Consider the following 18,457-nt stretch of genomic DNA (forward strand, 5'->3'; position numbering starts at 1 on the left):
GGCGATGGTCGCGGCCCCTCGCCGGACGAACAGGCCCTCATCCTGGCTACCAGGGCAGCGCGACACCCGCGCACCGGCCGGGCCTATGAGTGGTCACGCCTCGGCCAGTGTCAGACGGGCGGTCGTGGAGGTGTGACGGGGCTACGCCTGTGCCCCGGGTCGGGCGGGAACCGAAACGGGGCGATCCGCCATCGGGGTCGACCACGTGCGGCTGTGCCGATGCGGTGACGGCAGGGGTGAGGGCGGCGAGGAACTCCGGGTAGAGATGACCGCGAGCAGCTCCTCGAAGTTGACCGCTTTGTAGTCGACCGCGCCTCCGGTTACAGCGACGGGACGCCCGCGCTACCGGCTCACGGGGTCGACATGGGTCAGCGGCCCGGGCAGGGGCTCTCGGGCATGGGAGGACCGCACCCGGGTCAGTGGATCGTGGTTGCACGAAGGACAGCCGTACCGGAAGATCGTGAGCCGATCCCGGAGGAGCCATGCGCCTGTCTCGTCGACCACATCCCGCCGATCGTCCGATCATGCCGTTGGCCATGGTCGCCTGCCTCATCGTCGGCGGCTGGTTGTGGGCGACGAGGCACGATGTTGGGGAACTCGGTGACCTCGCGGCCTTCGCGGCAGCCGTGGCGTTGGGATGCTTTCTTGTTCTCCTCGGCACCTGGGGGACCGCCTGGGTGCTTCGCGAACATGAAATCTGGGTCAATGAACAGCGGGAACCACAGGATCCGGACACCGGTCCGGAATGAGGGCTGGGTGGTGTTGGTGCACCTGCCCGAGCCGGTTCATGCCCTGCCGAGGGCGTGGATCGCTTCGGTGGTTGCCGGGTCGGCAGGGAAGAAGGCCTCGATGGCCAGCCCCGAGACGGTGACGTCCAACGGGGTGCCGAACAGAGTGGTGGTGCTGAGGAAGGACAGCACCCGGTCGTGGTGGCGGTACTGCAGCGGGATGACGACGCTCGAGACAGCGTCGCCGATCGGGGCCGCGTGGCCGTCGCCGCCGGGATAGCCGCGAAGCTCCTCGTGCAGCGCGTACAGGGCAGGGTCGTTGGTTGTCACGGCCTGGCGGTGTAGCCGGTCGAGCAGGTGGGCGCGCCACTCGGACAGGTTGAGGATTCGCGGGGCCATGCCGTCGGGATGCAGGCTGAGTCGCAGTACGTTGATCGGCGGGGCCAGGAGGCGGGGCTCGGCGCCGGCTGTGAACAGGGCGACGGCAGGGTTGGCTTCGACGAGGTGCCAGTGCCGGTCGACGAGCGCCGCGGGATACGGGCTGTGCCCGTCGAGGATCTGCCGTACGGCGGCGCGTACCGGAGCCAGTTCCGGGTCGCCCAGCTCGTGGCTGGGATAGGCGGGCGCGTGGCCGCCGGCGAGCAGCATCGTGTTGCGCTCCGCCAGCGGTACGTCCAACTGCTCCGCCAGCCGCAGGATCAGTTCCGGGCTCGGCCGGGACCGCCCGGTTTCCACGAAGCTCAGGTGCCTGGCCGAGACCCCCGCCTCGATCGACAGGTCGAGCTGACTCATCCGGCGACTGCGGCGCCAGTCGCGCAGCAGTTCCCCGACCGGTTGCCCCGGTCCGGTCATGGTCCTCACGCCACCGACCCTAGTGACCGTGCCGGCGCACCCACCATTACCTGCGAGGTAATCGACAGCCCGTCACGGTGCCGGGAAAGATCTCCTCCACAGGCCGCCAACCTGCACCCGTAACGGACGGAGAACCATGACCGCGTACGCCCTTGCCCACCTGCGCAGAGCGCCCCTCCACGCCGAGGTGCTGGAGTACCTGGAGCGCATCCAGTCCACGCTCGGCCCCTTCGGCGGGCGGTTCATCGTTCACGGCGGACCCGTCGACGTGCTGGAGGGCGATTGGCCGGGCGACGTGGTGATGATCGAGTTTCCCGACCTGACCAAGGCCCGTTCCTGGTACGGCTCCAGCAGCTACCAGGAGATCAAGCCCTTGCGGACCAGGCACCTCACCGGCGAGGTGATCCTTGTCCAGGGTGTCGAGCCCGGCCACAGCTCATCGCGGTTGGCTGCCGAACTCCGTGCGGCCAATGGTCTGTAGCGTCGGGAAGGGCCTCTGATGTCGCCGGCCGCCCCGCCGGGTGTTCCCGACGAGGCGGCCGGGGTCCCGAATTACCGGCGCAGCGCCTCGGTCACCACCTTCGCCGCCTCCGCGATCAGCGCGTCGTCGTACTCGGCGTCCTGCTTGTCCCGGCTGGACAGGATGGCCAGCACGAGAGGCTGACCGTCGGGCGGCCAGACCACGGCAATGTCGTTGCGGGTGCCGTACCCGCCGGAACCGGTCTTGTCGCCGACGGTCCAGTTCGCCGGTACGCCGGCCCGGATCGCCTTGTCGCCGGTGGTGTTGCCGCGCAGCCATCCGGTCAGCACCGTCCGGTCCTCGGCGTCGAGCGCCGAACCGAGGGCGTACGCGCGCAGGTCGGTGCCGAGGGCCCGTGGAGTGCTGGTGTCCCGCCGGTCGCCCGGTGTCGCCTCGTTCAGCGTGGTCTCGGTCCGCTCGGGGTCGGTGACCTGGTCGCCGAGGCCGCGTAGCGCCTGCTCGAGACCGTCGGGACCGCCGAGGTGCCGCAGCAGCAGGTTCCCGGCGGTGTTGTCGCTGTACCGCACCGCGGCGTCGGCAATCGCCCGCAGCGTCATGCCGGTACTGACGTGCTTCTCCGTCACCGGCGAGTAGGTCACCAGGTCCGCGCTGGTGTAGCGGACCACCTGGTCGAGTTCGGGCGTCGAGGTCGACGCCAGCACCGCGCCCGCCGCCAGTGCCTTGAAGGTCGAGGCGTACGCGAACCGCTCGTCCGCGCGGTGCTCGACCGTACGACCGGACCCGGTGTCGAGGGCGTATACGCCGAGCCGGGCGCCGAACCTCGACTCCAGCCGTTCGAACTCGGGGCCGAGCCCGGCAACCGGCGTCGGGATTATCGCTGCGGACGCGGCGGCGGTGTTGGTGGTGGTCGTTCCGGTCGGCGTTCCGCTCGCCGAGCAGGCGGAGAGCGGGAACAGCGCGAGCGCGGCCGAGACCACGATCGCGACCCGTCTGGTCGGGGGGACCAGGAGGCGGATCAGCATCGTCGACCCTTCCTTTCGTTCGGTGTGGGTTCGGGTGCCCGGCCAGGACGACATGAAGCCTCGCATTGCAGGATGGATGCTGTCCAAGACAGAAGTGTGCGGATCAATGCTGATCCGGCATAGACTGCCCCGCCATGGATCTCGTACGGGCCTGTGAGGCATTTGTGGCCGTCAGCGGGCACGGCAGTTTCACCGTCGGCGCCGCCGCGGCCCGGATCCCGCAGTCGGTCGCCAGTCGTCGCATCGCCGCCCTGGAACAGCACTTCGGGGCCCGGCTGTTCGAGCGGTCGTCGCGCAGCGTCCTGCTCACCCCGTTCGGCCGGGACATGCTGCCGTCGGCGAGGCGGCTGGTCGAACTCGCCGAGACGTTGGCGCACGACGCCGAGCGGGCGAAGCTCCGGCCGTTCCGGCTGGCCGTACCCGTGGTCTGCGCGGCCCGGCCGCTGGCCCTCCTGGTCGCCGAGGCCCGACGGCACGACCTGCATCTCGAACCGCATCCGGCCGGACCGGGGGAGCGCGCCGAGCTCGCCCGTGCGCTGGAGGTACGGTCGGCGCTCGTGGCGGTGCCACCGACCGGAAGCACCTGGCGGGTCCCGCTCGGCCTCGCCGGTCGGGACGATGCCGGGGCCACCGCCGTCTACCTCGAGACGCTGCGGGCGGGTCGGGCCGACCGGGGAGCGCGCCGACGACGCGCCTGGATCCAGCCGGAGGACGACGTGCCACACGTACGCGACCGGCTGACCCGGCTGGCCGACACGGTCGGCCTGCAACCCGCGCAGGTCACGGTCTCGACCGCACTCGTCGACGCGGCGGCCGAGGTGCTCGACTCGACCGACCTGCTGCTCTGCTCGCGGAGCCAGGCCGACGACCTCGGACTGCACTGGCGCCCGCTCGGCGAGCTGGACCTGGCACGCGGCTACGACGTCGCGGCGGCGTCGCGTGAGGACGCCCACCGGATCCGGACGCTGCTGCCGGCCGCGATCGGGCGGTGCCTCGGGGTTCCGGACAGTGCCGGGGTACGGGCGTGAGCGCCGTGCGGATCCTGGGCGAGGCCCGCAGGACACTGAGCGACGGCGGCCTGCGCGGCTCGTTCCTGGTACGCGACCTGGACTCCGGCGACGAACTCGGGCTCGACCCCGACCTAGAGTTCCCGGTGGCCTCGCTGGTGAAGGTGCCGCTCGCGGTGGCCACGTTGGAACGGGTCCACCGGGGTGAACTGGACGGGGCGACACCGGTTCCGGTGGCACCCGGTCGGATCACCACGGCGGGCCCGACCGGGCTGAGCAAGTTCCGGCACCCGGTCACGGTCGCCATCGACGACCTGCTCTATCTGAGCACCTCGGTGAGCGACAGTGTGGCCGCCGACGCACTCTTCGACCTCACCCCACCCGCCGAGGTCACGGCCGAGCTGCGGCGTCTCGGCTTCGACGGCATCACGGTACGTCAGTTCGCCAGCGAACTCACCCGGACCCCGGCCGAGCGACTCGGCCCGACGGAGGCACACCTCGTGCACTCCCTGGCCATCGCTGCGGCGACCCCCGGACACGGCCACCCGGTGCCGCAGCTCGACGTCACCCGCGCCAACGCCGGATCGGCCAGGGCCTTCGTGGAACTGCTCCAGGGCCTGTGGCGCCCCTCGTCCGTGCATCCCGCGACCGCCGCCCGGATCCGTGGGTTGATGGCCGACAACGTGCACCGGCAACGGCTCGCGCCCGACTTCGCCTCGGACGCGTCGCGCTGGTCGTCGAAGACCGGCACCCTGCTCAATCTCCGCCACGAGATCGGGGTGGTCGAGCACGCCGACGGATCGGCGTACGCGGTTGCCGCCCTCACCGAGTCCCGCGTACCGGCCGTTGTCCAACCCGAGGCGGAGGCGCTGATGGCGCAGGTCGCCCGGACCCTGCGTGACCACCTCCGGATCTCCTGACCGCTGGATCATGGTGACTACAGTCGGCCCTGCCGCAGGAGATCCGAGGTCGAGGCGGCCGGTGGCGGACGAAAGGGGAGGACCATGGACGAGCGGGGCTGGTACGTGATCGTCGAGGAGAACCTGAGCCACGGTGACAGCCGCAACTGGCGGGTGTCCGAGGTGAAACCCGCCGGTCATGACCTGGTGGCAGCGCGGGCGGTGGCCATGACCACAGCCCGACAGCACGTGCCCACGCATCCGATGTCACCCCGTCGCCGACAGATCTTCGCCGTCAGCGAGGAGAACCTCCTGGTGATCGTCACCGGTCGAACGACATCCTTCCAGTTCCGGGTCAGCCTCGCCCGGCTCGTGCACGACGAGCCCGAACGTACGATCGCCGCCTGGTAGCCCCCGGATCCGTCGCCGGGTCCCCCGGCGAGGCGGGCACGGTAGCGGCCGTAGTCACGACACCGGGTCGGACGAGCTGGCCCGACGACGCCTGAGGAGTCGTTGCAGTAGCCGGGCCACGATGATGGGCATCAGGTGCAGCACGACAATGAGTTCCACCGTCAGCGAGGCGATCTGGCTGATCGAGAGCCCTTGCAGCGCGAGCACCAGACACGCGGATGCGCTGGTGAGCAGCGCACTGATCGCCACGCGCAGCAGGGTTCCCCGGGCCGAGGTGTCCGTCTCGGCCGGGTTGCGTTTGGCGGTGCGCCGCCTCACCGTCGTGACCACCGCGGCTATCGCGATCAGCATGGCGAACTGCAGCGCCCAGAAGGCGGCCGTCCCGACGCCGGCCTCGTTGGTCAGCGGTGGCGCGACGATCGTCGTGACCGCGAACACGATGAAGGCCGGCAGCCAGGTGAGGACCAGGGCGCCCGTCGCCACCTGCGTGATCTTTGTCGGCAGACTGACCTGCGGCTGAACCCGTTGTCCGATCTGGGAGACGACCGCGTCGGAGGCCCACACCAGTTTGCGGGCCGGGCGTGCCTCGGGTGTTGGGAGCGGCATCCGGTGAGCGTAGTCGGGTCGTGCTGGTCCGCGAGCACGGGCATCGTGAATCGTGTATGCCTTCACGGTGGCGGCGCGCTGGCTGCCCGACCCATCGCCGAAGCGGACGATGGAGGACGAACCGATCTGGGTCGGGAGCCGGGACGGGGCAGGCTCGGAACCTGTGACAGGGGGTTAGCCTGGGAGTCGGTAATGACCTTGGGGGGACAGTGGTGGGGGATCTCGACGAGGCGCTGTCGATCTTCACGGGCCTGCGCCCACGCTTGTTCGGGATCGCGTACCGCATGCTCGGCAGCGTCAGCGAGGCCGAGGATCTGGTGCAGGAGGTCTGGCTGCGCTGGCAGACGACCGACCGCAGCGTGGTGAACAATCCGGGCGCGTTTCTGGCCACGACCATGACCCGGCTTGCCATCAACGAACTGCAGTCGGCCCGGATGCGCCGTGAGACGTACGTCGGGCCATGGCTGCCGGAGCCGGTCGACACCAGCGCGGACCCGTTCCTGGGCGCCGAACGCGGGGAGGCGCTGGAACTGGCGGTCCTGATGCTGATGGAGAAGCTCACGCCGCATGAGCGGGCGGCGTACGTGCTGCGGGAGGCGTTCGACTACCCGTACCCGCAGATCGCCGCGATCCTGCAGTCCACCGAGCAGGGCGTCCGCCAACTGGTCAGCCGGGCACGCAAGCACATCGTCGGCGAGCGGAAGATCCCGGTGCCGGAGGTCGCCCAGCGGCAGTTGTTGGCGACCTTCCTCGATGCCGCCCGCGTCGGTGACCTCGCAACGCTGGAGAAGCTGCTCGCGGCCGATGTGGCGAGCGTCTCCGACGGCAACGGCGCGCACCAGATCTCCCGTGTGGCGGTCGTGGGCGCGGCCCGGGTGGCGAAGTACCTCGCGGCGTTCTCCACCTGGTACTGGGAGGGCGTGGAGGTGCAGTGGGCCACGACGAACGGACAGGCGAGCGCGGTCATGCGTCGCGGCGATGCCCTGCTCGGCCTGGTCACGATCAACGTGTCCGAGGCGGGCATCGACCAGGTGCTGTGGATGATGAATCCCGACAAGCTCGCCGCCGTGGCCGCGGTCACAAAGTAGGCGCCTGCCCTGTCATAGCTGTCGACCGTGAGAGACAGGGACGAACGGGCGGTGCGGCAGCGGTGCTGGCCTGCCCGTGCCCGGACCGGCGCCGAGGGCCGGGTGGTGTGGAGGCGAGTGTGCTGGCCGGCGATGCCCGCGTGCACGACGACGTCGTACGCCGGCTTGTCGCTGCCTGCCGAACGGGCGAGGTCAACGCGATCCGGACCGTCCTCGACCCGGCCGTCGTCGCGGTGTGCGACGGCGGCGACCGGGTACCGGCTCCGACCGGTCCCGTGCGCGGCGCGGTCCGGGTCGCCCGGCTGCTCGGTGACCTGCTGCCGGGAACCGAACCGACGATCGGGAGCGTCAACGGGTGCGCCGGCCTGGTGATCCGCCGGGCCGGCACCGCCGTGGCCGTGATCGCCGTCGGCTGCGCCGGGGAACGGGCCACCACCCTCTGGGTCGTCCTGAATCCCGCGAAGCTGCGACCCTGGCACCGCCGTTGAGTCCGGTACTGGAGACCGCCGCCGAGCCGGTCCGGAAGATGATCGGCGGCCAGCACCTCGCCGAGGCACCGGCCGCCGATCTCGGCGGCTAGCGGGTGGCCCAGTCGCCGTAGGTGGTCTGCGCGAGGACTGCGTCCTGCGGGGCGACCAGGACATCGCCGGACACCGCACCGAACATGCCGGCGGCAGGGTCGACGACGACCGTACGCTTGTCGCCCTTGGCGGCCAGCGCGGCGCGGCCCCACTCGTCGAGGGTGAAGACCTCCGGGCCGGCCACGTTCCGGATGCCCTGAAGCGGCGCTCCCACGGCGACCTCGGCCACCGCCTTCGCGACGTCGGCCGACGCCATCGGTTGCACCGGCGTGCTGGGCAACCGCACCGTGTCGCCGTCGGTGGTCCAGGAGAGGATCGCGCCGGCGAACTCGAAGAACTGGGTGGCGCGGACGATCGAGTACGGCACCGGGCCGGCCTTCAGGATCTCCTCCTGCAGCACCTTGGCGCGGTAGTAGGCGAGTTCCGGCACCTGGTCGACGCCGACGATCGAGAGGATCACGGCGTGGCCGACGCCCTCGCGCTGCGCGGCCGCCAACAGGTTGTCCATCGTCGTCCGGAAGAAGTCGGTCGATGCCTCGTCGAAGGTCGGCGAGTTTGTCAGGTTCAGCACGACATCGGCGCCCTTGAGCCCGGCATCGAGGCCCTCACCTGTGAGCAGGTCCACCCCGTTCGACTGGGACAGCGGCACCGCCTCGTGCCCCTCCGCCTGAAGGATCCTGACGACCTGCGACCCGATGAGCCCGGTACCACCCAACACGGCGATCTTCATGTCTCTCACACCTCTGTTTTCGTTCGGAAGGCCGGGCGTTCACCCGGCTACGCCAGCTATGACCGGGCAGCACCGCCGGTTGTGACTCGCGCTCACGTCACACCGAGAGCGCATGCCGTTGCAGGGTGAGCGGGTCGGTCAGGCCGAAGCCCGGTCCGACGGCCGGCAGGGTCGGCTCCCAGTCCGGTTCCAGGCCCAGGTAGCTGGCCTGGTCGGCGCGGAGCAGCCCGATCAGCACCTCCGCCACGATCCGGCCGCCGACCGGGCCGAGCCGGTCGCCGCCGCCGCGGTGCTGGGCCTCCTTGAGGACGTAGAACCACAGCGGGGTGCCGTGCGGCCAGGTCTGCTCCAGTTCGTCGGGTGTCAGCGGCGCCGCCCCGACGAGCCGGGCGACCGCCTCGCCGCCGGGTAGCCCGGTGGTTTCCCCGCGCAGGAGGTCGCGTACCGCCAGGGAGCGGTAGGCGGCGGTGTCGACCGCACCGGTGACCCGCTCGGGCAGTCCGATGAGGCTGGCGGCGAGCCGGCCGTCGAGGCGTTTGGCGCGTTGCGCGGGTGGGTGGCCGGGCACGTCGAAGATCTGGGTGAGATCCAGACGCCGGTCGGCGGGCAGCGGGCCGAACCCGACCAGGTCGGGGAAGAGCGGCACCGCCGGTCCGCCGTCGACGAGCCGGTAGGTGTGCCGGATCTGCCCGTGGCCGTAGCGGAAGGCCGCGTCGGCGAACTCCAGCGGGATGTACGCCCGCAGCGGCGGCGGCGCGAACCACCGCCCGCCCTCGGAGAGCACCTCCTCGACCAGGCTCGCCCCGACGAGCCGGGGCAGGAAATCGTGGACCACGATCCACTGGTAGTGCCAGGTGAGGGTGATTCGGGCCTGGTCGAAGACGTCGGCCTCGGGCACCCCGTTGCCGCGCAGCAGATCGACGATGCGGTTGTGCGCGTGCAGCAGGGCGACGTGCAGGGTCAGCGCGAACAGATGTACGTCGTTGCGGGGGTCGCCGATCAGGGCGACGCCCTGGTGGTTGCGCGGCACGTCGGCGCCGTCCGGGCCGAGCAGGAACTTTGCCGGGTCGTCGAGGTCGAACAGGTATGGCGAGCCGATCGGGCCGTCCGAGTAGATCATTTCCAGGTTGAGCTTCGGGGCGCGGGAATTGCGCAGCGCCTCCGGGTCGACGCCGCCGGCGAGGGGTGAACGGTCGGCGGTGATGTCGTGGGCGATCAACTGACCGAAGAATGGCCATCCGGCGGCCTCGGTGGCGTCGTCGCCGCCGGCGCCGAGCCGGTCCAGGGCCGCGGCGGCGTCGCAGATCCCGCCGTCGCCGCCAGCGCGCATCAGCAGTTGGGGATCGGTGCCCAGCGGGTCCAGGCCCGGGAACATGCGTCCGTAGCGGGCCGCCCCGGTGGGCCGGTCGACGGCGCGTACCAGGCTGAGGCAATGGTCGCGGGCGGCCACGTGGGCGCCGCTTTCAGACATCTCGGTCTCCGTCCCGCCCGGCGGCCCGTGAGCCGTCTTCCAGGGCCTCGACCGCACCGAGAAGGCTACGGACGCCCGCCTTCTCGCGCTGGGCATCCGCCGGATCGAACATCCACTCGTCGCTCGGTACGGCGAGGGCGTCCTCGGGCCGGCTGGTCTCGATCGCGGTCAACTCTGCCCTGACGTTGCGCTCCAGCCCGTACAGAAAGGCGTCGTCGCTGGCCGGCAAGCTCATCTTTTCCTCCGTGGGGTACGCGGGTGCGCACCAACCAGGACAGGACAGCCCGGCGACCTGTGACACGCGGGCGAGCGTCACAGGGACACCTGCCGTACGTCTGTCACAGATCCCACGGCTGCCCGGTCTTTGCCGGTGACGTCGGAGAACCGCGACCACGGTCTCCGGTCGGCCACCAGCCGGCACGGCTACCACCAGCAGCGAGGACGGAACATGACAGCGTCGAACAAGGGGACCGCCGACGGGCGAGGGGTGCCGGAACGGTGAGGACCAGTCGACTCGAGGCGTTCAGCGACGGGGTGCTCGCCATCATCATCACGATCATGGTGCTGGAGCTGAAAGTGCCGGAGGATCACGACCTCGCCGGTCTGCTCCACACGAGCGGCGTCGGGCTGCTGACCTATCTCCTGAGCTTCGTCTACGTGAGCATCTACTGGAACAACCACCATCACATGTTCCATCTCGTACGTCAGGTCAGCGGCGAGGTGCTGTGGGCGAACCTGGCGCTGCTGTTCTGTCTGTCGCTGCTGCCGTTCACGACGGCCTGGATGGACGAGTCGACGTTCGAACCGACCCCGGTCGTCGTCTACGGCCTGAACCTGCTGGCCGCCGCCATCGCATACTTCGTGCTCCAAACGGTGATCATCCGGCAGCAGGGGCCGGAGTCGCCGCTGCGGCAGGCTGTCGGCGCTGACCTCAAGGGCAAGCTCTCTCCCGTGCTCAACCTCGCCGGGATCCTCAGCGCCCTGGTGATCGACCGCAGCGGTCGCATCGGCGTCTGGATCGCCCTGGCGTGTTTCGTCGGCACGGCGATCATGTGGCTCATCCCGGACCGCCGCATCGACCGGGTGGTCCGCCAGCACGAGACCGTGACCTGAGCGGGAGGTGGACGGCCGGCAGCCCGCCACCTGGCGGGTAATTTCCGCCACGTGGCGCTCGATCACGCGGGTGGTGCCGGCCATGCTGATGTCAGTGATCACCTCCCGTGATCCTCTGTTCAACCGCGGAGGCGCCGTATGACCACCACCCACGCTCTCCCCCCGCCGTTCGACCCGGAACTCGGCGCCGCACTCGCGGCCATGGCCGACTCGCTCCCACCGGCGATGACGCCGGACATGATTCCGGCCATGCGCGAGCGTGGCGCCGGACCACGGCCCACCGACGACGACCTGCGGCGCGACGGCCGGTTCGAGATCGAGGAGCGGGCCGTACCCGGCCTGGCCGGTGACCCGGACATCTCGCTCCTGATCTGCCGGCCCACCGCCCCCACCGGCACCCCGGGATGCCTGTACCACGTCCACGGCGGTGGCATGTTCCTCGGCGACAACCGCACCGGCGTGCCGGAGATGCTGCTCGACTGGGCGGAGGAGTTCAACCTGGTCGTGGTCTCGGTCGAATACCGGCTCGCCCCGGAGACCCGGCACCCCGGTCCGGTCCACGACTGTTACGCCGGCCTGCTCTGGACCGCCGAGCACGCCGACGAGCTCGGTTTCGATCCGGACCGGCTGCTCATCGCCGGGGCCAGCGCGGGTGGCGGACTGGCGGCGGCGGTGGCCCTGATGACCCGCGACCGGAACGGCCCGGCGCTGCTCGGGCAGATGCTGATCTACCCGATGCTGGACGACCGCAACAACACCCCGTCGGCCCTGCAGATGGCCGGTCTGGGGATCTGGGACCACACCGCCAACCAGACAGGCTGGGGAGCGCTGCTCGGCGACGCGGCGGGTGGCCCGGACGTCTCCCCGTACGCCGCACCGGCCCGTGCCGAGGACCTCTCCGGGCTGCCGCCCACCTTCATCGAGGTGGGCAGCGCCGAAACCTTCCGGGACGAGGACGTGACGTACGCGAGCCGGATCTGGCAGGCCGGCGGGCAGGCCGAACTGCACGTATGGCCGGGAGCCTTCCACGGTTTCGACATGACGATGCCGACCGCGCAGATCTCCCGGGACGCCAGGGGAGCCCGGGTCGCCTGGCTCAACCGGCTGTTCAACGCATAGCCTCACCCGATGAGAGACCTGGCCGTCCGGCTCGCCGCGCTGGACGCGGACGCGGGTGCCGCGCTCCAGGTCATCGCCTACTTCGACAGCCTGGTCGAGGGGCGCGCCGGGCTGCAGAGCATCGTCCGTGGGGCGGCCGTACTGGCCGGCTGCCCGGCAAGGCTGGACGACGACGCCCGCCGGGTGCACATCAGGATGCTGCCGGACGGGATCGCCGCCCCGCTGCCGGGCCCGGCAGACCCGAGCTGGCCCGGCCAGCCGGTCGGCACGGCAATGCTACGGCTGGAACGCTCGGGGACGCCCGGTCCGGTGGACGCGATGGTGCTGGAACGGGCGGCGGGTGCGGCCGGCGCCGTCCTGGAGCGCACCCGCGGCCGGGCCCCGGCCACCGACCCGGCGGCGGTCGAGCTGGTCGTCGACGCGTCCGCGCCCGCCGACGTACGCCTGCAGGCCGCCCGCCGACTGGGACTGCCCGTGGACGGCACCGCGTACGCGGTGGCTCTGGCCTCGGGGGAGTCCCGGCTGGCGGCGGCCGGGACACCCCCACCGCGCACACGGGCCGGGATCGGTCCGACGGTGCCGCTGCTCGACCTGCCGGAGTCCCACCGGGCGGCCCGGACGGCGTTGCGTTTCGCGGCCGAGGGCACCGACGAGGACCCCGGCGAGACGTTGGTGCACTTCGAGGAGCTGGGCGGGTTGGCTGTGCTCGCCGCCGTACCCGACCCGGCCGGGGTCCCCGACGTACGGGCGCTGGAGCACGCGGCGGGCGGGGCGTCCTGGGTCCTGACCACGCTGCACGCGGTGGCGTCGACCATCAGCCTGCGCGCGGCGGCGACCGTGTTACGCCTGCACCATTCGACGCTGCAGGACCGTGTCGGGCACGCGGAGCACCTGCTCGGCTGGAACGTGCGCGACCCGCAGGGCCGGTTGCGTCTGCAGTTGGCGCTGGCCCTTCGACGCCTGCACCGCCACCCGTCCTGACGAGGCCTCCCTGGTGCCGGTGCCTGCCCGCTCCGGGTTGTGCCGCCCGCTGCGGGTGGTGTTGGTCGGTGTCGGTCAGGTAGCCGACGAGGACCGAGCCGGATCCCAGCCCGATCTCCAGGCAGTCCAGGGCGTGTTCCCACGAGGCCCGCGGCTCACGAGCGCCACCCCACGGTCAAGGAATTGAAGATCAAATTAAGAAAATCAAGATTCGTACGTTGACACCTTCAAAAACTCAAGATACAAATGATGCAGACGCGTCATCGAGAGCAAGGAGTCGAGGGTGGACTGGCAGGAGCTGACGGACCTGACGCGCGGACAGCCGTTCGTGGTCGAGCGGGTCCGCCTCGCCGGCAGCGGGGTCGTGGTCGAGGGTCAGTTCGAGCCGCCGCCGTTGGCGCAGCTCGGCGTCGACGACCAGGTGTTCGTTGCCGCGTTCGTACGGTCGCACGGCTCGATCAAGGAGATGGAGCGGATCTTCGGGGTGAGCTACCCGACGATCAAGGCGCGGCTGAACCGGATCACCGAGCACTTCGACTTCGTCGACACCGACCCGGCGCCCACCGGGGCCGACGTCGTCGACCGCCTGCGGCGGGGGGAGATCAGCGTCCAGGAGGCGCTGGACGAGCTGGAGCGGTCCCGATGATCCCGCAGTTGGTGACGGTGCGCCATCGCCGTTCCGACGGCCGTTGGCTGCGGCTCTACGTCCCCGTCCTGCCGGTGCTGCTGGTGCTGTCACCGCTGCTGCTGCTCGCCGTGCTGGCCGGACTGGTCGCCTGCCTCGTCTTCCGGGTGAGCCCGTCGGGCGCGGTGCGCGGCGTCGGGCAACTGCTGTGGGCGCTGCCCGGCACCCGGTTCGAGATCGAGGACGGTCACCTGGCCGTGCTGGCAAGCATCAGATGAGATCAGAAAGTGAGGAGCAACAATGAACGAGCAGCGGCGCCAGGTCCTGCAGATGCTGGCCGAGTGAGATCAGAAAGTGAGGAGCAACAATGAACGAGCAGCGGCGCCAGGTCCTGCAGATGCTGGCCGAGGGCAAGATCTCCGCGGATGAGGCCGAGCGGCTGATCGACGCCCTCGGACGGGAACGACCCGAGTCCCCGCCGGGAACCGCGCCCGGCCCGAAAGCTCGACCCAAGTACCTGCGGGTGGTGGTGAACTCGGAGGACGACCTCGGCGGCGACGGGCCCAGCCGGGTCAACGTCCGGGTTCCGCTGCAACTGCTGCGCGCCGGGGTCCGGCTCACCAGCCTCATCCCTCCGCAGGCACTGGCCCAGGTGAACACGAAGCTGCACGAGTCGGGGGTGCCGATCGACCTCACCCAGCTCAAGCCGCAGCACATCGAGGACCTCATCGAGCAGCTCGACGACGTCACCATCGACGTCGACCAGCCGGACACCAAGGTGCAGGTGTTCTGCGAGTGACACCACCACCCCACCGGCTGTCCACTCCGACCACGGGGGTCGGCTGGTGGGGCGGTCGCGGCGAAGGCCGACTTCAAGCACACCCAGGATAGCTCCGGCGGTCCGTGACGGACCCAGTCATCCGGGCATGTCGATGTACGCGCATGAACTCATGCGCCGCCGGGTACGGCGCTCCGGTTACCAACCCGGACGGTACGAACCGGGTGAACATTGGTCGGGTCTGTCATTCGACGGTGACCGAGGCGCTGACGGGCTGTCTGAGGATGGTGCGGAGCCTCTCGGGTGCGACCTTGCGGGCGTCGCTGAGATAGATCTCGTGGTGTTTGCCGACCATCCGCAGCCCGTTGTCCGGGACGAACTCGTGGTGCATCCGGGCCAGCACGTCGGCCTCGTTGTCGTAGGGGCCGACGTGCAGTGTCTGCACGCACCGGCCCTCGGCGAGCCAGCCGAGGCGGACCTCGTCCAGGCGTCGTGGGCGGGCCTTGACCGAGATCTGTGCGGTCGCGTTCGTGAGCATGTCCTGGTCGATCCAGTCCGGGGTCATGATCATCAGTGTCCAGTCCCACCGGGACTTGTCCCGGGAGGCCGTGAACGTGTCCATGTCGTCGGCCCACCACAGGCCCTCCAGCGGCATGACGGTGTAATCACGTCCGAGGGTCTGCTTGCTGGCGAACTTCAACCGGTACGCCAGCGGGTAGAGCGCCTCGGTCGCCTGGGTGAAGGCCGGGCTGGTATTGGGATCGCCGTGCCCGTCGATCATGAGGTACTGCAGGTCGGGCACGTCCACGATGGAGAACTGACCGCTTTTCGCGCGGTAGGCGTCGATCTCCTTCTTGAAGTCAACCTTGCTCGTCATCGGGCACCTGGGCTCGCGCCGCGAGCCACGACCTTTCCGCCTCCGAGAGGCTCAGGGGTGGGAGAGACCTCGGGTGCTGGCAACGGTAGGGGGCTTGTGTCGACCCGCCCTCCTCGGGGTGGCGGTACGGCTACCTGTTCCTGTGCCAGATCATGCTGCTGACCGGCCGTTATGGGCAACGTCGCAGTTTGTGTCGGGCGGACCGGGGGTAGCGCTCTTCCTGACCGTCGTCCATCGGGACCGGCGGCGGGGAAGTGTCGGGGGCGGGATGCCGGCGTTGGACGGGCGGTACCGCCTCGATCAGCGGATCGGGGCAGGGGGCATGTCGGAGGTCTGGCATGCCCATGACGAGGTGCTCGATCGGCCGGTCGCGGTCAAGCTCATCACCCTGCCGTACGCCGATCCGGCGGCCGGCCTGGTGGTCGTGGACCAGGCGCGGACGGAGGCCCGCGCCGCAGCCCGGCTGGCTCATCCCAACATCGCGAGCGTGCATGACTTCGGTCTGGTACCCCTGCCGGACGGCCAGCAGGCGCCGTACATCGTGATGGAACTCGTGGAGGGTGAGACGCTGGCCGTGCACCTGCGGTCCGGGGCGCTGGACTGGCAGATCGCGGTCCGGGTCTGCGCGGAGGCGGCCGCCGCGTTGGCCGCGGCCCATCAGGGCGGCATCGTGCACCGGGACGTCAAACCGGCCAACATCGTGCTCACCCCGGCCGGGGTGAAGGTCCTCGACTTCGGCATCGCCGCACTGGTCGGCGAGCGTGATTCGGCGGCCGGGGGCGAGGTGGTGGGCACTCCGGCGTTCGTCGCCCCGGAACGGCTCGACGGGGTCGCCGCCAGCCCGGCCACCGACGTGTACGCCGTCGGCGTGCTGCTCTATCTCAGCCTGGCCGGACGGCTCCCGTGGCCGGTACACACGGAACCCGACCGGCCGTTGTCCCACGTGTCCCGGCCACCGGATCCGCTGCCGCCGGTCGCGGGTCTGCCCGCCGACGTGGCCGAGCTGTGTCTGCGTTGCCTGAGTGCCGATCCCGCCGACCGGCCGACGAGCGTCGCCATGGCACTGCTGCTGGCCGAGGCGGTGCAGACACAGGTGTACGTGCCGATCGGCATCCTGCCGTCACCCTCCCGTCCGCCCGCCCCGGCACCCCGACAGCACGTGCAGGGTGATGATCCGGCGCTGGACGAGGTGACGGACGTGGCGGCCGTCGAGTCGTTCCCGCAGCCGCGATACGACGGCGAGCGCGGTTCGACCGGCGACGGGCCGGGACCCGCGCGGCCCGTACCGGCTTCGGCGAGGTCCGACTCCCAACTCCTGCGTCCGGGTCGGCACCGCGCCTGATTCCGCACGCGCCTGGGCTGTGGCGCAGGTACCGGCGGATCACGGCACCGATCACGTCAGGCCCGAACCCGAGACCCAAGTATGCGGGGATGCATATCTCGTAGCGAATGGAGAGGGTCGGCGGACCCGCCCGTACGGCGGCGTTCTACCCGTTTTTCCGGCGCGCGACCTTCGGCGACACGTTCGCGGCGAGACTGGTCAGGGCTGCTCGTATCGCGTCGAAGGGAGCCGGGCTGTGCAGCGCACGAGCGGTGATCATTGCTCCTTCGACACCGGCGATCACCGCGTCGGCCAGTACGCGTGCGGCCGTCCGGTCGATGTCGAGGACGACGAAGTGGAACGCGAGCCGGTCGATCATCTGCGTGAACGTTCGGCGGCTCGTCTCACCCACGTCGGTCGACTCCCGGGCGGCTCCGTCGATCACCAGCGGCGCGATTCCGCAGCCCCGGGCGTAGTCGCTGGCTACCATGCCTTCGCGGGCCAGGTCTACGTACCCCTCGACGAGCTCGGCGGCAGAGTTGGCCCGTTCGGCGGCCTGGTCGATGATGAGGACCTGGTCGTGGGCATGCGCCTCGGCCGCCGCCATCGCCAACTGGGTCTTGCCGCCGGGGAAGTGGAAGTACACCGAGCCGCGTGGCGCTTCGCTGAGCTTGAGCACGTCGGAGAAGGCCGTCGCTTCGTAACCGCGCTGCCGGATCAGCTGCTTGGCCGCCTCCACCATCCTCTGCTTGGCATCCGATCGGCGCGCCACGGTCGCACCCGCCTTCCCTCATCCGACTCCATGCTCCCAGAACAGTATGTATGATGACCTGCATAGTTACAAGTGCTTGGCAAGAATTCCAGGAGCCCGGGCGCCGCCAGGGCCACCGGATCGGAGAGGACCGCGCATGCCCTTCGTCAACATTTCCCTGGCCCGAGGCAAGTCGGAGCAGTACCTCGCCACCGTCTCGCGGACGGTGCACGATGCGCTGGTCGCCGAACTGAAGATGAAACCCGATGACAGCTTCCAGCTCGTCCACCAGCGCGACCCCGGCGAGATGATCTTCAACCGCGACTTCCGCGGCGGCCCGCGCTCCGATGACTGGATCGTCTTCACGATCACCGATGGCCTGGATCGTGGTGAGCGGGCCAAGCGCAGGTTCTACGAGACGCTGGTCCGACTGCTCCAGGAACGCACTGGCATCAGCCCCGCCGACGTGTTCGTGATGATGACCGTCACGGCCCCGGAAAACTTCTCCTTCGCCGATGGGGTGATCGGGACCGACATCCTGGCTGCCGAGGCGCTCGACGCGGCGGCAACGGCCCCGAGCGCCCATGATGCGTACACAAGGGCCGAACTGGCGTACGCCGTCACCCGGCTGTTCCGGAACCGTGACCGCCACATTCTGCCGATGCTGCGCGACGACGTCGTCCTCACCGTGCCCACCACGCTGTCCTACGGTGGTAAGTTCACTGGTCGCGCGGCCTTCGACGACTTCTTCTCGAAGATCCCGGGCGGCGGAACCGTATGGGAGTCGTTTGCCAGCGTCGTCGACGAGGTCATCGCCTCCGACGACCACATCATCGCCCGGCTCACCAACACGGCCGTGCCCAAGGCGACCGGCAAGACGGTGGTTTTCCAGAACCTCTGGTTCTTCGAGGTCGCGGACGGCCGCATCGTCAGCGTCCAGCTCTACGCCGACACCGCCGCGACCAGCGGCGGGGCGAGTTGATCGGACCGGTGCCAGGCAGGTGCGGCGCAATCAC

General features: G+C 70.1%; 23 protein-coding genes. 15 read left to right on the forward strand and 8 right to left on the reverse strand.

Annotation, left to right across the window (positions count from 1 at the left end; genetic code table 11):
- Window positions 1-524 precede the first annotated feature (524 nt).
- The gene (locus OIE47_RS27420) at window positions 525-749 is read left to right on the forward strand and encodes a hypothetical protein (protein ID WP_326557389.1); all 225 of its coding nucleotides are present in this window, start codon (window positions 525-527) and stop codon (window positions 747-749) included.
- Window positions 750-785: 36 nt separating this feature from the next.
- Here OIE47_RS27420 and OIE47_RS27425 read toward each other — a convergent pair whose 3' ends face one another.
- A complete protein-coding gene (locus OIE47_RS27425) occupies window positions 786-1,580 on the reverse strand; it encodes a helix-turn-helix domain-containing protein (protein WP_326563262.1) in 795 nt (264 codons plus the stop codon).
- Between the two features lie 136 nt (window positions 1,581-1,716).
- Here OIE47_RS27425 and OIE47_RS27430 point away from each other — a divergent pair, with 136 nt between their 5' ends.
- Window positions 1,717-2,061 carry a DUF1330 domain-containing protein gene (locus OIE47_RS27430; RefSeq protein WP_326557390.1) on the forward strand — a complete coding sequence of 115 codons (345 nt, stop codon included), beginning with the start codon at window positions 1,717-1,719 and terminating at the stop codon, window positions 2,059-2,061.
- A 71-nt stretch (window positions 2,062-2,132) separates the two neighbouring features.
- Here the strand turns inward: OIE47_RS27430 and bla are convergent, their stop codons facing one another.
- On the reverse strand, window positions 2,133-3,083 hold the full coding sequence (bla, locus tag OIE47_RS27435) for a class A beta-lactamase (protein ID WP_442791996.1): 951 nt from the start codon (window positions 3,081-3,083) through the stop codon (window positions 2,133-2,135).
- Window positions 3,084-3,217: 134 nt separating this feature from the next.
- Here bla and OIE47_RS27440 point away from each other — a divergent pair, with 134 nt between their 5' ends.
- The 3 genes from OIE47_RS27440 to OIE47_RS27450 all read left to right on the forward strand — a co-directional run bounded on the left by OIE47_RS27440 (window position 3,218) and on the right by OIE47_RS27450 (window position 5,400).
- Complete coding sequence (locus tag OIE47_RS27440; protein WP_326557391.1) at window positions 3,218-4,111, forward strand: LysR family transcriptional regulator; 894 nt, start codon at window positions 3,218-3,220, stop codon at window positions 4,109-4,111.
- A complete protein-coding gene (locus OIE47_RS27445) occupies window positions 4,108-5,010 on the forward strand; it encodes a serine hydrolase (RefSeq protein WP_326557392.1) in 903 nt (300 codons plus the stop codon). The genes OIE47_RS27440 and OIE47_RS27445 overlap by 4 nt, the downstream gene beginning before the upstream one ends.
- A gap of 84 nt (window positions 5,011-5,094) precedes the next feature.
- Window positions 5,095-5,400, forward strand: coding sequence for a hypothetical protein (locus OIE47_RS27450; RefSeq protein WP_326557393.1), 306 nt, complete (start codon window positions 5,095-5,097; stop codon window positions 5,398-5,400).
- 54 nt (window positions 5,401-5,454) lie between these two features.
- Here OIE47_RS27450 and OIE47_RS27455 read toward each other — a convergent pair whose 3' ends face one another.
- A complete protein-coding gene (locus OIE47_RS27455) occupies window positions 5,455-6,006 on the reverse strand; it encodes a hypothetical protein (RefSeq protein ID WP_326557394.1) in 552 nt (183 codons plus the stop codon).
- A 212-nt stretch (window positions 6,007-6,218) separates the two neighbouring features.
- Here OIE47_RS27455 and OIE47_RS27460 point away from each other — a divergent pair, with 212 nt between their 5' ends.
- Together OIE47_RS27460 and OIE47_RS27465 are read left to right on the forward strand one after the other, a co-directional pair.
- Window positions 6,219-7,094 carry an RNA polymerase sigma-70 factor gene (locus OIE47_RS27460; RefSeq protein WP_326557395.1) on the forward strand — a complete coding sequence of 292 codons (876 nt, stop codon included), beginning with the start codon at window positions 6,219-6,221 and terminating at the stop codon, window positions 7,092-7,094.
- 119 nt (window positions 7,095-7,213) lie between these two features.
- A complete protein-coding gene (locus tag OIE47_RS27465) occupies window positions 7,214-7,582 on the forward strand; it encodes a siderophore-interacting protein (protein ID WP_326557396.1) in 369 nt (122 codons plus the stop codon).
- Between the two features lie 88 nt (window positions 7,583-7,670).
- Here the strand turns inward: OIE47_RS27465 and OIE47_RS27470 are convergent, their stop codons facing one another.
- The 3 genes from OIE47_RS27470 to OIE47_RS27480 form a co-directional block, all read right to left on the reverse strand.
- Window positions 7,671-8,405 (reverse strand): SDR family oxidoreductase, encoded by a 735-nt coding sequence (locus OIE47_RS27470; protein WP_326557397.1) that lies wholly within the window; start codon window positions 8,403-8,405, stop codon window positions 7,671-7,673.
- 97 nt (window positions 8,406-8,502) lie between these two features.
- Window positions 8,503-9,876 carry a peroxidase family protein gene (locus tag OIE47_RS27475; protein ID WP_326557398.1) on the reverse strand — a complete coding sequence of 458 codons (1,374 nt, stop codon included), beginning with the start codon at window positions 9,874-9,876 and terminating at the stop codon, window positions 8,503-8,505.
- On the reverse strand, window positions 9,869-10,111 hold the full coding sequence (locus tag OIE47_RS27480; RefSeq protein ID WP_326557399.1) for a hypothetical protein: 243 nt from the start codon (window positions 10,109-10,111) through the stop codon (window positions 9,869-9,871). Before OIE47_RS27480 ends, OIE47_RS27475 begins: the two co-directional genes overlap by 8 nt.
- A 263-nt stretch (window positions 10,112-10,374) precedes the next feature.
- Between OIE47_RS27480 and OIE47_RS27485 the strand changes: the two genes are divergently transcribed.
- The 6 genes from OIE47_RS27485 (at window position 10,375) to OIE47_RS27510 (ending at window position 14,513) form a co-directional block, all read left to right on the forward strand.
- Window positions 10,375-10,989, forward strand: coding sequence for a TMEM175 family protein (locus tag OIE47_RS27485; protein ID WP_326557400.1), 615 nt, complete (start codon window positions 10,375-10,377; stop codon window positions 10,987-10,989).
- Between the two features lie 138 nt (window positions 10,990-11,127).
- Entirely contained in the window at window positions 11,128-12,108 is a 981-nt protein-coding gene (locus OIE47_RS27490) for an alpha/beta hydrolase (RefSeq protein WP_326557401.1), read from the forward strand.
- Window positions 12,109-12,117: 9 nt separating this feature from the next.
- Window positions 12,118-13,089 (forward strand): helix-turn-helix domain-containing protein, encoded by a 972-nt coding sequence (locus OIE47_RS27495; RefSeq protein WP_326557402.1) that lies wholly within the window; start codon window positions 12,118-12,120, stop codon window positions 13,087-13,089.
- Between the two features lie 283 nt (window positions 13,090-13,372).
- Window positions 13,373-13,735: a DUF2089 domain-containing protein gene (locus OIE47_RS27500; RefSeq protein WP_326557403.1), complete on the forward strand. Its 363-nt coding sequence runs from the start codon at window positions 13,373-13,375 to the stop codon at window positions 13,733-13,735.
- Complete coding sequence (locus OIE47_RS27505) at window positions 13,732-13,992, forward strand: hypothetical protein (protein ID WP_326557404.1); 261 nt, start codon at window positions 13,732-13,734, stop codon at window positions 13,990-13,992. Before OIE47_RS27500 ends, OIE47_RS27505 begins: the two co-directional genes overlap by 4 nt.
- An 89-nt stretch (window positions 13,993-14,081) precedes the next feature.
- The gene (locus OIE47_RS27510; RefSeq protein ID WP_326557405.1) at window positions 14,082-14,513 is read left to right on the forward strand and encodes an SHOCT-like domain-containing protein; all 432 of its coding nucleotides are present in this window, start codon (window positions 14,082-14,084) and stop codon (window positions 14,511-14,513) included.
- Between the two features lie 223 nt (window positions 14,514-14,736).
- Here OIE47_RS27510 and OIE47_RS27515 read toward each other — a convergent pair whose 3' ends face one another.
- Window positions 14,737-15,369: a GyrI-like domain-containing protein gene (locus OIE47_RS27515; RefSeq protein ID WP_326557406.1), complete on the reverse strand. Its 633-nt coding sequence runs from the start codon at window positions 15,367-15,369 to the stop codon at window positions 14,737-14,739.
- A gap of 322 nt (window positions 15,370-15,691) precedes the next feature.
- On the opposite strand from OIE47_RS27515, the gene OIE47_RS27520 reads away from it, so the two are divergent.
- Window positions 15,692-16,711, forward strand: coding sequence for a serine/threonine-protein kinase (locus OIE47_RS27520; RefSeq protein ID WP_442791997.1), 1,020 nt, complete (start codon window positions 15,692-15,694; stop codon window positions 16,709-16,711).
- Between the two features lie 145 nt (window positions 16,712-16,856).
- Here the strand turns inward: OIE47_RS27520 and OIE47_RS27525 are convergent, their stop codons facing one another.
- Complete coding sequence (locus OIE47_RS27525) at window positions 16,857-17,432, reverse strand: TetR/AcrR family transcriptional regulator (protein WP_326557407.1); 576 nt, start codon at window positions 17,430-17,432, stop codon at window positions 16,857-16,859.
- 166 nt (window positions 17,433-17,598) lie between these two features.
- Here OIE47_RS27525 and OIE47_RS27530 point away from each other — a divergent pair, with 166 nt between their 5' ends.
- On the forward strand, window positions 17,599-18,423 hold the full coding sequence (locus OIE47_RS27530) for a tautomerase family protein (protein ID WP_326557408.1): 825 nt from the start codon (window positions 17,599-17,601) through the stop codon (window positions 18,421-18,423).
- Window positions 18,424-18,457 lie beyond the last annotated feature (34 nt).

Source organism: Micromonospora sp. NBC_01796 (genome assembly GCF_035917455.1).
Classification (GTDB): domain Bacteria; phylum Actinomycetota; class Actinomycetes; order Mycobacteriales; family Micromonosporaceae; genus Micromonospora_G.